At 46.1% G+C, this 13,417-nt stretch carries 9 protein-coding genes; 6 read left to right on the top strand and 3 right to left on the bottom strand.

Annotation, left to right across the window (positions count from 1 at the left end; translation table 11 throughout):
* Positions 1–38: 38 nt before the first annotated feature.
* Positions 39–548 (top strand): ribonuclease HI, encoded by a 510-nt coding sequence (gene rnhA, locus ACRRSX_RS16135; RefSeq protein ID WP_432452195.1) that lies wholly within the window; start codon positions 39–41, stop codon positions 546–548.
* Here rnhA and ACRRSX_RS16140 read toward each other — a convergent pair.
* Positions 508–1,224, bottom strand: a complete 717-nt coding sequence (locus tag ACRRSX_RS16140; RefSeq protein ID WP_432452194.1) for a class I SAM-dependent methyltransferase — start codon at positions 1,222–1,224, stop codon at positions 508–510. The two genes, rnhA and ACRRSX_RS16140, sit on opposite strands and share 41 nt — an antisense overlap.
* 71 nt (positions 1,225–1,295) lie before the next feature.
* Here ACRRSX_RS16140 and gloB point away from each other — a divergent pair, with 71 nt between their 5' ends.
* Entirely contained in the window at positions 1,296–2,066 is a 771-nt protein-coding gene (gene gloB / locus ACRRSX_RS16145; RefSeq protein ID WP_432452193.1) for a hydroxyacylglutathione hydrolase, read from the top strand.
* A 60-nt stretch (positions 2,067–2,126) separates the two neighbouring features.
* Positions 2,127–3,725 carry a LysM peptidoglycan-binding domain-containing protein gene (locus ACRRSX_RS16150; RefSeq protein WP_432452192.1) on the top strand — a complete coding sequence of 533 codons (1,599 nt, stop codon included), beginning with the start codon at positions 2,127–2,129 and terminating at the stop codon, positions 3,723–3,725.
* Here the strand turns inward: ACRRSX_RS16150 and ACRRSX_RS16155 are convergent.
* Positions 3,700–4,593, bottom strand: a complete 894-nt coding sequence (locus ACRRSX_RS16155; RefSeq protein ID WP_432452191.1) for an endonuclease/exonuclease/phosphatase family protein — start codon at positions 4,591–4,593, stop codon at positions 3,700–3,702. The two genes, ACRRSX_RS16150 and ACRRSX_RS16155, sit on opposite strands and share 26 nt — an antisense overlap.
* A gap of 111 nt (positions 4,594–4,704) precedes the next feature.
* Between ACRRSX_RS16155 and ACRRSX_RS16160 the strand changes: the two genes are divergently transcribed.
* The 3 genes from ACRRSX_RS16160 to ACRRSX_RS16170 all read left to right on the top strand — a co-directional run bounded on the left by ACRRSX_RS16160 (position 4,705) and on the right by ACRRSX_RS16170 (position 9,375).
* Positions 4,705–5,574, top strand: a complete 870-nt coding sequence (locus ACRRSX_RS16160) for a patatin-like phospholipase family protein (protein ID WP_432452190.1) — start codon at positions 4,705–4,707, stop codon at positions 5,572–5,574.
* Positions 5,575–5,682: 108 nt separating this feature from the next.
* Entirely contained in the window at positions 5,683–7,344 is a 1,662-nt protein-coding gene (locus ACRRSX_RS16165) for a methyl-accepting chemotaxis protein (RefSeq protein WP_432452189.1), read from the top strand.
* A 369-nt stretch (positions 7,345–7,713) separates the two neighbouring features.
* Entirely contained in the window at positions 7,714–9,375 is a 1,662-nt protein-coding gene (locus ACRRSX_RS16170) for a methyl-accepting chemotaxis protein (RefSeq protein ID WP_432452188.1), read from the top strand.
* Between the two features lie 73 nt (positions 9,376–9,448).
* On the opposite strand, the gene purL is transcribed toward ACRRSX_RS16170, so the two are convergent.
* Complete coding sequence (gene purL / locus ACRRSX_RS16175; protein ID WP_432452187.1) at positions 9,449–13,342, bottom strand: phosphoribosylformylglycinamidine synthase; 3,894 nt, start codon at positions 13,340–13,342, stop codon at positions 9,449–9,451.
* Between the last annotated feature and the right edge of the window lie 75 nt (positions 13,343–13,417).

Consider the following 13,417-nt stretch of genomic DNA (forward strand, 5'->3'; position numbering starts at 1 on the left):
CGACACTAAGCAGATATATATTCTAGTTTAACAAAGATATGGTAAAAGAAGTTCACTTGTTTACCGATGGCTCCTGCTTAGGTAATCCAGGCCCTGGCGGCTATGCCGCGCTATTGATTTATCAACAGCATCAAAAAGAATTAAGCCAAGGTTATCGGCTTACCACCAATAATCGCATGGAAATGCTCGCAGCCATTGTCGGTTTAGAAAGTCTACGGCAGAGTTGCAAGGTGATACTAACCACCGATAGCCAATATCTGCGCCAAGGCATTACACAATGGATCCATCATTGGAAAAAGCGCGGCTGGAAGACGGCAAGCCAACAAGCGGTCAAAAATGTCGACCTATGGCAACGCTTAGATAAAGTCAGCCAAATCCACCAGATAGAGTGGCGCTGGGTGAAAGGGCATGCAGGGCATATTGAAAATGAACGAGTCGACCAACTCGCGCGCAGTGCTGCCACTGCACAAACGCTACAAATAGATTGCGACTACGAACAATCACAGCCTATCCCCCCACCGACGAAGTCACCGGGATCCGTCGTTTAACTCGCCAAGCTTTTTTAATCGGTGTTAAGGGGGCCCGACGTTTTCGAGCGACAATGAAATAGACCGATGCTGTGGCACGAAAATAGCGTTTTCCCCAGCGCTCAAACCATTGCGGTGCAGGTCTGCTATTCACAAAAGAAGTATACCCAAAACGCTCATCATTAAGCACTTCAAAACCCAGTAAATTAAGCCAATCTTTTACCCTTGCTGGTGTAAACATACGGCACGACCAAGGGAGTCCTCGCCGCCTAAACGGAAAGTAACGCCTTAGCCCCAATAAGCTAAAAGGATTAAATCCACTAATAATCAGATAGCCATCGGCAGTTAAGACTCGCTCAACTTCACGTAATACTTGGTGGGGATCTTTCGAAAAATCGAGGCTGTGGGCCAACAAGCAAAGATCTAAACTGCTTTCTTGAAAAGGCAACTGTTCAGGCTCTGCCCTCAAACCAATTAAATGACCGCGTTTTGCCACATTCAGTTGATGGCGGATCATCGAAGCATGACAGTTAAGTTGCGCGCTCAGATTTCCTAATTTTAGTAGATGATAGCCAAATACCGCAGGTAAATATTGATCAAGCAAACTTTGCTGTTGATCCATCAACCAATCACCTAAGGGCAGTTCCTGCCAAAAGTCGGGGCTGTCAATTACGTCACGAATTTTCGCGGGCTTCATCAATTCCTCATACCAATCTACTGCAGTTAAGGCAATAATGCGTCATCGACTTTAACGACAGAGATAGCATAATGCAAATCATCCATATTCCAGCATTCAGCGATAATTATATTTGGTTAATCAAAGAACCCAATAGTGATGCCTGTACGGTTGTCGACCCAGGCGATGCGGAACCAGTACTGCAACGTTTAGCGGAAATAAATGGCCGCCTGAGTAACATCCTCATTACCCATCATCATCATGATCATATTGGCGGCGTCAATCAACTTCTCAAGCATTTCCCAGAAGCACAAGTATTTGCACCGAATAACGCCAAATATCAATTTGCTCACACCATCGTCACAGATGCCATGACAATCCACCCCACAGGCTTGTCGCAGTCATTCACGGTTGTTGAATTACCAGGCCATACTTTAGACCACGTAGCCTACCAATGTAATCAGCATATTTTTGTTGGAGACACTTTATTTTCAGCCGGTTGCGGTCGATTGTTTGAAGGCAGCGCCGAACAAATGCATCACTCACTAAATAAATTGAAAGCTTTGGATCCGCAAACCTTATTGTATGCCGCCCATGAATACACCCAAGCCAATTTGCAGTTTGCTTTAAAGGTTGAACCCGATAATAAGCGATTAATCACATACCAACAAGAAGTTAGTAAACAGCGACAAATGGGCTTACCAACCCTGCCCACAACGCTTGAACAACAACTAGCGATCAACCCTTTTCTACGCTGTGAGCAAACTAGCATTAGCAGCGCCGTAAGCTTAGCGCAGATGCAAGCACTCACCAATGAAGTGGCGGTATTTACCAGTTTAAGATCATGGAAAGATCGCTTCTGACTTGCTAATTCATCTAGACCTAAATACCATTGTCAGCTATTTGAAACGAACGGATCACTCATGAAAGCGCTCATCATTAGCCTTTTTTCTTTATTATTGGGCGCTTGCCAACTTATTACACCTAGTTCCGACAACGGTATAGCACAGCAACCAGGCGCTGATACTCGGTCCGAATCAACTTCGCAAGCGTCAGAAATTGATAGGCCTTCGAGTGAAAGCTTAATCGCACCACAAATCGCAGCAGCGGCTGAGCCAGTGGTACCGATAGTATATGATGATTTATGGCAACGAATTGAACAACAATTCGAGCTTCCACTACCACAAAAAAATAAGCGCCTACAAGCCCAGCTCAATTGGTTTTTAAAACACCCAGATTACATGGCTCGGGTATCCAAACGTGCAGCCCCTTACCTGTACTTCATTGTAGAAGAAATCGAACGCCGAGACATGCCGCTAGAATTAGCGCTATTACCCATTGTCGAGAGCGCATTTCAGCCCTTCGCATACTCGCATGGCCGCGCTTCTGGTATTTGGCAAATTATTCCCGGCACCGGGACTCGCTTTGGCCTTGAGCAAAATTGGTGGTATGACGGACGGCGAGATATTTATGCTTCAACCCGTGCCGCGCTTGATTATCTCGAGTATTTAAACAAGTTTTTTGATGGTGATTGGCTACATGCTTTAGCGGCATATAACTCCGGTGAAGGTCGAGTACAGCGGGCGATTAGAGCCAATAAAAAGAAAGGCAAACCAACCGACTTTTGGTCTTTAGACTTACCCAGAGAAACCCGTGCTTACGTTCCAAAATTATTAGCACTGAGTCAACTATTACAACATCGTATCGAGTATAAGATAGACGTGCCCGCCATCAGCAATAAACCCTACTTCAGCCAAGTCGATACCCACAGTCAAATTGATCTCGCACTCGCCGCCGAGTTAGCAGATATCAAACTGCAACAACTTCACCAACTCAATCCAGCATTTAATCGCTGGGCCACAGCACCTAATGGGCCACACTATTTATTAATACCAAAAAAGAAAGCGGCTAATTTTGAATTCGCGCTTGCCTCTTTAACCAAACAAGACCGCATGCAATGGGCTCGCTACAAGGTTAAATCTGGCGACAGTTTGAGTGTCATCGCTAAACGTTATAATACGACGAGCAAACAGATCAAAGAATTAAACAAACTCAGCAGCAATAAGATCAAAACGGGTCAGCACCTATTAGTCCCGGTATCATCACGTAAACAAAGCGCTTATACACTCAGTCAAACGCAACGCTTAGCCAGTAAACAAAAAACACCGCATGGCGATATCAAACTAAGCTATCGCGTAAAATCAGGTGACAGTTTTTGGAGTATTGCCAAAGCCCACCAAGTCAACCATCGTGACATCGCGAGCTGGAATGGTATGGCCCCTAGCGATATGCTAAAACCAGGTCAAAAACTGATAATTTGGCAAAAAACTAAACTAAGTGACCAACGGATCCAAACCATCACCTATCAAGTGCGAAACGGTGATTCCTTATCACGGATCGCCCAAAAATTTAAGGTCTCGGTATCAGACTTGCTCAAGTGGAATAAACTCAACAAAAATAATTATTTAAAGCCAGGGCAAAAACTAAAGTTATATATTAACGTAGCTGAAGTGAGTGCTTAGTAAAACTAAACTTTGCCCATAATGCGTTGTGATCAGAAGCATCGCTCACGATACTTTTACTCTGATCAAGCTTAAGCCCTCGGTAAAAGATATGATCTAAGGCCTGACCATAAAAGCGACTCCGCTGATCGGGCCTAAAAATTACTTCATTCAACTGATATTGATGCGCGAGTTGCTTCAGCAGGGTTAAACGTTCGGAACTCCAAGTATTAAAGTCTCCGGCTAAAATCATTGGCCCCTCATAGCTGGCTAACCAAATATTAAGTTGTTGTAATTGTTCACGGTAATCCTGTTCGCCCCAAGTAAAATTAATGCTATGGATATTCACTAACAGCAAATCTTTGCCCTGCCAATGATAATGCTGAATCAAAGCAGATTTCGGTACTCTTATCCATGGCTCAGCTCTCAGTACAACACAACTATCTAAGCTCGCTTGCTTGGCTAGGTTCATGACACCAAACCCATCGCCGAGCCACTCAAAGGCGATTGCCTGATAACGATACCACTGTTGCCGATCGGGCCAAACCCTCATTTGTTTACGGCTCGCTTCCTGTAATAAGATGAAATCCGCTTGCTGACTCAGCTGACTCAGCGTAACCAACCAGGAGTGCTGCTGCCCTTTATAACTATTCCAAACCAATAAAGAAAATGACGTTTTATTGGGAGGCCTTGGCGCAAATTCAGCGGAAGCAGCTGTATATTCTAAGCTTTGATTTTCACAGCCAGTCCATAAGGCTTGAGCTTCGATAGAGCAGAACAGCAAAATCACAGTAAAACACCGAATCACGGTAGCAAACCAGAAAGTCTTCAGTTTGTTCGGCGATTTGTGCAGCATAACTTCTTTGTTGAGTTCATCATTGGTGGTCATATAATGCCCTTGAATTCCATCAAACTTGTGGGCCTTTACGCTAAAAAGAAAGTCTAGCGATATCAGAAATATGCGACATACTTTAGCTATCATCTGCCAAGGAAGATCCGAATGCAATCAGCAAAACCGAAGATCTTAGTCCCAATATTTGCCGGAGGTGGGACTCGCTTACCCGCCCATATTGGCATTCTGGCGGCCCTAAAAGAACTGAATGTCCAGTTTTCGCATATTGTCGGAGTATCAGGCGGCAGTATCATCAGCGCCTTATTTGCCAGCGGCATGACAATTGAACAGATTAAGGCTATTGCACTAGACACCGATTTTGAACAATTTAAGGGATTCTCACTACTGAGCTTATTACGTAACGGTGGATTGTGCTCAGGAGACAAATTTGAAGCTTGGATAGATGATTTACTCGGCGGAGTCACCTTTGAGGAGCTCCCCGTGAAACTACACGTGGTAGCCACCGATGTTCGTTCCGGTTCACCGGTCGTGTTCGACGCGATTCAAACTCCCAAAGAAAAAGTATCTCGAGCGGTGCGATTTTCTATGTCGATCCCCCTTATCTTCTCTTTTAAGCCCTATCGAGAACACCTAATGGTCGATGGAAGTATCCTATCCGAAGACGCTTTACATCAAGACTGGGCAACAGACGGGACGCCAGTGATCTGTTTTCGCTTACGTGGAGACAATGACATCAAACCCCTGCAAACCAACGGTATATTTCCTCTAGCGGCTTATATTTCACTGCTTATTCGAACCTTCATGACCACCATTTCCCGCGAATATGTCAATGAGAAATTTTGGCATCGAACTATCGTAGTCAATACCGGAAATACCTCACCAGTAGACTTTCACCTTACCGATGAAGCCAAACTCAAGCTATTTGATAGTGGCTATCAAACTGCAATTCAAATCGTACCTACCAAGATTTGGCATCAACAATGCCCACTCCCCCAAACCCAACATAACCACGACTAGCTCAAACTTTCCAAAAAAAATACACTTTATTAACATTCACTTAACTTTGGCTGTAATCTAAAAGCTACACTAGAATACAAAGTTGTATCAACAAAAGAGAGCAGCATTATGTCACTCACCATCAAACATCGGTTAATATTCTTAGCCCTCGCGCCAGTGCTTATCTTGGCCACCAGCATGCTCGCGTTGACCATTTCTGAAACGCAAAAACTCAGCCTCGCTCAATCGGTTGCTACTAAACAAAGTATGCTGCAAATGAAAAAAGCTGAGCTCAAGTCCTATATGGATATGAGTTATTCTGCCATCGCCGAAATATACGAAAATGGAGGAACGCTCGAACAGGCTTTACCAATCCTGAAACGCCTTGAATATAGTAACAGTGGTTATATTTTCGGCTATACCAACCAAGGTGTTCGCGTGTTCATGGGCGGGGTGGATAAAGGGATCGGGGATAACTTTTGGGATCTGCAAGACAAACAAGGACAATACTTAATTCAAGGCCTGATTAAAGCATCAAAAAAAGGCGAGTTTTATACTTACTATTTTCCCAAACCGGGAAGTGATATCGCCCAGCCCAAACTAAGCTACGCCATTTATCTTGAGCGTTGGCAATTAATGCTTGGTACCGGTTTTTATACCGATGATGTTGATGCGGTTGTTTCCCAATTACAACAACAAGCAGAACAAAGCCTAAAATCTTCCATTACTTTTATAACAATTACTGCATTGATCTTATTAGGTCTAGCGCTACTGATTGGCTATCTTGTCAATAGGAGCATCATGACCCCACTACAAGACCTCAATCACTCCTTTAAAAAACTCGCCAGTGGCGATGCCGACTTAAGTGCTCGCCTGGAAACACACTACGTGCATGAGTTTGGTCAATTAGCAACCAACTTCAACGCTTTCATGTCTTTATTACATGAAATTATTAACATGGTTGGCAAAGTCGCCCGTGATGTCGCAGGAGAAACAACCTCTATGTCCAAGCGTGCAAATTCCGTTGACCAATTGTTAACAGAGCAGCGTGAAGAAACTGAACAAGTGGCCACTGCAATGACCGAAATGACCGCTTCTGCACACGATGTCTCAGACAATGCCACCCAGGCGGCAAGCTCAGCCCATCAAGCGGATGTTAACGCAGAGCAAGCAATGAACACGGTTGGTAGTGCGGTAGTAACGGTAAAAGACCTGGCAGAAGAAATTGCCCAAGCCAGTGAGGTCATCAGTAAACTCGAAGGTGATGTACAAAATATTTCTTCAGCCTTAAGCGTAATTCAAGCGATTGCCGAACAAACCAACCTACTCGCGCTCAATGCAGCGATTGAAGCCGCGCGAGCTGGCGAACAAGGCCGAGGGTTTGCCGTTGTTGCAGATGAAGTCCGCCAGCTTGCCAGTCGCACCCAACAAAGCACCGGCGAGATCCACACCATGATCGAACGTTTAAAAAATGGCTCTGATGCCGCGGTTACGGCCATGGATACGAGCCAACAACGTAGTACTGAAGCCGTCACTGGTGCCGATGCTGCCAATAATGCATTACTCTTGATTAAACAATCCATTCAACACATCATGGATATGAATGCATTGATCGCAACTGCCACCGATGAGCAAAGCCACGTAGGGCAAGAAATATCACAACGCATCGTACATATCGCCGATAAATCCAGCCAGTCGACAGCACTCGCTCAAGAAAACCGCAGTGGCAGCAGCAAATTAAAACAACGAGCGGAACAATTAGAAACCTTAGTAAACCGCTTCACCTTATAAAAACTACAAACCCATATGTTTAACCCTAAAGATTGAGGAACGAAGCTAAGCACAACAGAACTAAAGACTTTCCAAGGCCGATATATCGACCTTGGAAAACTCATCTCATAAATAGCCAAATAGAGCTATGAACTCCATTTGGCTATTCATGAGATGAAAATAAACACAAGTTATCGATCCCCCCAAGAAAACTCAGAGTCATGCCATCATCTAGCAACAGTTAATTATAAAACAAACAGTAAATATATCCGTTATTTATACTACAAAATCCTAACATAGCTGCCGATAAATCGATTATGCTGGCATTAATCCGTAATCTAAATAGCTCATCATTAAAACATCAAATTGAGAATCAGGAAGGATCCACGTATGTCTCTAACTATCCGCCAACGTTTATCGGTGTTAGCTCTAGCGCCGGTGTTACTCTTAGCTGCGAGTATGTTGCTACTCACTTATCACGAAACCCAGAAACTAAACCAATCTCAAAGCATTGAAACCGAGGCCAGCTTAATTGAGATGAAAAAGGAAGAGCTCAAAGCCTACCTCGATCTCAGCTACTCAGCAATCGTTCACATCTACGAACAGGGGGGGAGCTTGGAGCAAGCCGCGCCTATCCTAAGAAATATAAAATTTGGCAAAAACGGCTACTTATTTGCCTACGATTCAAAAGGCAAGCGCTGGGTACTCGGACAGAGTGATAAAGGACTCGGTGATAACTTTTGGAACTTGCAAGATAAAAAGGGCCAATACTTCATCCAAGGTCTAATAAAAGCTGCCAGACGTGGCGAGTTCTATACCTATTACTTTCCAAAGCCTGGTAGTGATGTTGCTCAACCGAAGCTTAGCTATGCCATCTACCTTGAGCGCTGGGATCTAACCATCGGAACTGGTTTTTATACGGATGATGTGGATACGCTCATCTCAAGCTTAAAAGAACACTCCGAACAAAGCCTACAATCATCGATGTTATTTATCAGCTTAATCGGCCTGGCCTTGCTGATCGTTGCCACAGTAATTGGGTATGTAATCAACCAAAGTATCATGGCACCTTTACAAGCCTTAAATCAGTCCTTCGCTAAGTTAGCCAGTGGTGACGCCGACCTAAGTGCTCGCCTAGAAACCGATTACGTCCACGAATTTGGTCAATTGGCAACGAACTTCAATTCCTTTATCGCGTTATTGCATGAGATTATCGGCATGGTTGGAAAGGTCGCGCATGATGTCGCCACAGAGACCGCCTCAATGTCTCAACGAGCCAGCTCAGTTGACCAACTACTGGTTGAACAGCGTGAAGAAACCGAACAAGTCGCTACCGCGATGACCGAAATGACAGCCTCAGCCCATGATGTCTCCGATAACGCAAACCAAGCGGCACACTCAGCTCAAGAAGTCGACAGCAATGCCGAACAGGCGATGAACACCGTTGGTAGTGCCGTCACCACCGTACAGTCACTCGCCGATGAAATCGCCCAAGCCAGTGAGGTGATTAGTAAACTCGAAGGTGATGTACAAAATATTTCTTCGGCCTTAAGCGTAATTCAAGGGATCGCCGAACAAACCAACTTACTCGCCTTAAATGCAGCGATTGAAGCCGCGCGAGCCGGTGAGCAAGGCCGAGGATTTGCGGTGGTTGCCGATGAAGTCCGCCAGCTTGCCAGCCGCACTCAACAAAGCACTGGCGAGATCCACACCATGATCGAACGTTTAAAAAATGGCTCCGATGCCGCAGTTTCTGCCATGGACAGTAGCCAACAACGCAGTACTGAAGCGGTGAGTGGTGCCAATGCTGCCAGCGATGCACTGCAATTAATTAAACAATCGATCCAGCACATCATGGATATGAATGCACTTATCGCAACCGCCACCGATCAACAGAGTCATGTCGGACACGAAATATCACAACGGGTCGTGCAAATTGCCGACCAATCCAGCGAGTCTGCTACTTTGGCCCAAGAAAATCGCAGCAGCGGTCTCAACCTGAAACAACGCGCCGAAGAACTCGAAGCACTCGTGAAACGCTTTACTTTATAAGCCACTCGCTTAAGGCAAGCCAATCGCGACATAAAAAAGCCACCTTACGGTGGCTATTTTATCAACGAGCGCTTTAACCTACGTTAACCCGTGCGTTGCGGAAGATCCGCATCCAAGGACTATCTTCACGCCAATCATCCGGGTGCCAGGAGTTGGCAACCGTCCGGAACACCCGCTCTGGGTGAGGCATCATAATCGTCACTCGACCATCGGCAGTAGACAGCCCGGTAATACCTAAAGGCGAACCATTCGGGTTGGCTGGGTATTGCATGGTCGCATCACCATAGTTGTCCACATAACGCAGTGCAACCGTACCACTTTGCGCCAGTGCGTCGAGGTGAGCTTGGTCACGCACTTCCATCCGCCCTTCACCATGCGATACAGCGATGGGCATTTGTGAACCCGCCATCCCATTCAAAAAGATTGATGGCGATTGCTGAACTTCCACTAGACTAAAGCGAGCCTCAAAACGCTCTGATTCGTTGCGCACGAAACGTGGCCACAAATCAGCGCCTGGAATTAATTCACTTAGATTAGACAGCATTTGACAGCCGTTACAAACCCCCAAAGCGAAGGAATCATTGCGTTGGAAGAATTGACTAAATTGCTCACGAGCCCGCGAATTAAACAGGATGGACTTCGCCCAACCTTCACCCGCGCCCAAAACATCACCATAAGAAAAACCGCCACAGGCCACTAAACCTGCAAATTTATCTAAGCTGACGCGCCCTGCCAGTATGTCACTCATGTGCACATCCACCGCAGCGAAGCCCGCCCGGTCAAAGGCGGCGGCCATTTCGTGATGCGAGTTCACTCCTTGCTCACGCAAGATAGCCATTTCTGGTTTTAAACCTTTAAGGATATAAGGCGCAGCAACGTCTTCATGGATGTCGAAGCTTAAGCCCACATTTAAACCAGGGTCGGCAGCATCTAGCTTGGCATCAAATTCTTGCTTGGCACACTCAGGGTTGTCACGTAAGGCTTGCATCTGATGGGTGGTTTCCGCCCAAATGCTCCGATAATGAGTGCGAGTATTGGCAAGCACCACTTCCCCATTGCGAGTAAAGCGGATCGCATCATCGCTATTGAGTGAGCCAATCACATGACTACAGCTGGCTAAACCATGACCAGCCAAGATATTAAGTACCGCTTCTTTGTGTTCAGTTTTCACCTGAATCAAAGCGCCTAACTCTTCACTAAATAATACATCAACCACTTCACCTGCTAACAAATCAAGCGCGATATCCACGCCACAGTGACCAGCAAAAGCCATCTCTGCAACCGTGGTAAACAAGCCACCATCACTCCGGTCATGATAGGCTAGCAATTTCTGTTCTGCGGTTAATACCTGAATCGCATTAAAGAAACCTTTTAATAACTCTGGCGAATCCACATCAGGAACTTGATTACCCAGCTGCTTATAAACCTGAGCCAAACAGGATGCGCCCATGCGGTTTTTACCCTGACCTAAATCAATCAAGATCAAGTCGCTATCGCCTTGGTCATTACGCAACTGCGGCGTGACCGTTAAACGAATATCGTCAACTTTAGCAAAAGCACTAATAATCAGTGAAAGTGGTGCCGTAACCGACTTCTCTTGGCCATCTTCTTGCCAAGCAGTCTTCATCGACATCGAGTCTTTGCCCACCGGAATAGTAAGCCCTAGCGCTGGACATAACTCTTCGCCCACCGCTTTGACTGCTGCATAAAGTCCCGCGTCTTCGCCGGGGTGGCCAGCAGCCGACATCCAGTTAGCCGATAACTTGATATGATTCAGTGAACCAATGTTTGTAGCTGCAATATTGGTTAAGGCTTCGGCGACCGCTAAACGCGCCGAGGCGGCATGATCAATCAAGGCCGCAGGGGTACGCTCGCCCACAGACATCGCTTCACCATGATAGCTATCGTAACTGGCGGCCGTTACGGCGCAGTTGGCAACCGGCACCTGCCAAGGGCCAACCATTTGATCTCGCGCCACCAGTCCAGTTACACTGCGATCACCAATGGTAATCAGAAAGGTTTTCTCAGCAATCGTTGGCAAACGCAATAAGCGTTCAGCCGCTTCACCTAGCTCAATTTTTGCGGTATCAAAAGCGGGACCGTTAAAGCGAGCGCTTTGCACATCGCGATGCATCTTCGGCGCTTTACCCAGTAAAACTTCCAAGGGCATACGGATCGGATCATTAGCAAAGTGCGAATCATGCAAAACAAGGTCACGCTCTTCGGTCGCCACGCCAATCACTGCGTAAAGTGCCCGCTCACGCTTACAAATCGCGTCAAATACCTCGAGGTGTTCCGGAGCAACCGCTAACATATAGCGCTCTTGTGATTCGTTACACCATATCTCTAAAGGTGACATGCCAGGCTCATCATTCGGAACCGCGCGCAGATCAAACACACCGCCACGGCCACCGTCATCGACCAGCTCAGGACAAGCATTGGATAGGCCACCAGCACCAATATCGTGAATGAAGGCAATGGGATTATCGTCCCCCATTTGCCAACAACGATCGATCACTTCCTGACAACGGCGTTCCATTTCTGGATTTTCTCGTTGCACCGAAGCAAAATCGAGATCTTCGCTGGATTGGCCAGAGGCCATCGAAGAGGCTGCACCGCCGCCAAGTCCAATATTCATAGCTGGGCCACCCAGCACGATGATTTTGGCTCCGACTGGAATTTCGCCTTTTTCTACGTGATCTTCGCGAATATTCCCCAAACCACCAGCCAACATAATGGGCTTGTGATAACCGCGAACTTCTTGGCCGTTAAAACTTTCCACTTGTTCTTCGTAAGTACGGAAGTAACCTAAAATATTCGGTCGACCGAACTCATTGTTAAAGGCCGCGCCACCTAATGGCCCTTCAATCATAATTTCTAAGGCGTCAACGATGCGGCTTGGCTTACCAAAATCACTTTCCCAGGCTTGTTCAAAACCAGGAATACGCAGATTACTGACGGTAAAACCAACCATACCAGATTTAGGTTTTGACCCTCTGCCAGTTGCCCCTTCATCACGAATTTCACCACCAGAACCGGTTGCGGCACCAGGATAGGGAGAAATCGCCGTGGGATGGTTATGAGTTTCAACCTTCATCAAAATATGGATTGCTTCTTGATGGTAGTTATATTGTTTAGTTTCACTATTCGGGAAAAAACGCCCAGCCACCGAACCAGTCATTACCGCGGCGTTATCTTTGTAGGCAGATAACACATAATCACTATTCAACTCATAGGTATTTTTGATCATTTTGAACAAAGACTTAGGCTGTTTCACCCCGTCAATCGTCCAATCTGCATTAAAGATCTTATGGCGACAGTGTTCCGAGTTTGCTTGCGCAAACATCATCAACTCGACGTCATTCGGATTACGCTTCATCTTCTCGAAATTTTCCACTAAGTAGTCAATCTCGTCATCCGCAAGCGCCAAGCCCAAGGCTTGGTTGGCTTGCTCTAAAGCAGCCTTACCGCCACCAAGAATATCGACCGATGCAAAAGGCGCTGGGCTAGCATGTTCAAATAAAGCCGCCACCGACTCCATTTCAGCAAATACAACTTCCATCATGCGATCATGAATTAAAGCCTTCACTTGGCTCAACTGAGCTTCGTTTAAAGTCTCAGTTGACTCAATATAATAAGCTATCCCGCGTTCTAAACGTTGCACATTGCTTAAACCACAATTGTGCGCAATATCGCTCGCTTTTGAGGACCAAGGAGAAATAGTGCCTGGGCGAGGAGTGACTAATAGTAATTGCCCTGCAGGTTGATGTTCCGCAATAGTCGGACCATAGGTCAACAGCTTATCCAATATTTGCTGCTCGACATCGCTTAAATCATTAGCAATATCAGCAAAATGCATAAACTCAGCATAAATAGAACTAATGTTCAGATCTTGCTCTGCGCAACGTTTTAGCAATTGCGCAACTCGAAACTCAGACAGTGCAGGTGCACCACGTAGTACCAACATATTAATGTGCTCGCTTTTCCAGATGGAGGTGGGAGGGGGAAATTGCGCGTATTATAGATAAAAACCGCCACAATG

It is taken from the genome of Agarivorans sp. QJM3NY_30 (assembly GCF_050870855.2).
Lineage (GTDB): Bacteria > Pseudomonadota > Gammaproteobacteria > Enterobacterales > Celerinatantimonadaceae > Agarivorans.

Bases quoted from the DNA above. Each gene is read 5' to 3' on its own strand.
- ACRRSX_RS16170 (WP_432452188.1), top strand. From the start codon at position 7,714: ATGTCTCTAACTATCCGCCAACGTTTATCGGTGTTAGCTCTAGCGCCG.
- ACRRSX_RS16150 (WP_432452192.1), top strand. From the start codon at position 2,127: ATGAAAGCGCTCATCATTAGCCTTTTTTCTTTATTATTGGGCGCTTGC.
- ACRRSX_RS16165 (WP_432452189.1), top strand. From the start codon at position 5,683: ATGTCACTCACCATCAAACATCGGTTAATATTCTTAGCCCTCGCGCCA.
- rnhA (WP_432452195.1), top strand. From the start codon at position 39: ATGGTAAAAGAAGTTCACTTGTTTACCGATGGCTCCTGCTTAGGTAAT.
- ACRRSX_RS16155 (WP_432452191.1), bottom strand. From the start codon at position 4,593: ATGACCACCAATGATGAACTCAACAAAGAAGTTATGCTGCACAAATCG.
- gloB (WP_432452193.1), top strand. From the start codon at position 1,296: ATGCAAATCATCCATATTCCAGCATTCAGCGATAATTATATTTGGTTA.
- ACRRSX_RS16160 (WP_432452190.1), top strand. From the start codon at position 4,705: ATGCAATCAGCAAAACCGAAGATCTTAGTCCCAATATTTGCCGGAGGT.
- ACRRSX_RS16140 (WP_432452194.1), bottom strand. From the start codon at position 1,224: ATGAAGCCCGCGAAAATTCGTGACGTAATTGACAGCCCCGACTTTTGG.
- purL (WP_432452187.1), bottom strand. From the start codon at position 13,342: ATGTTGGTACTACGTGGTGCACCTGCACTGTCTGAGTTTCGAGTTGCG.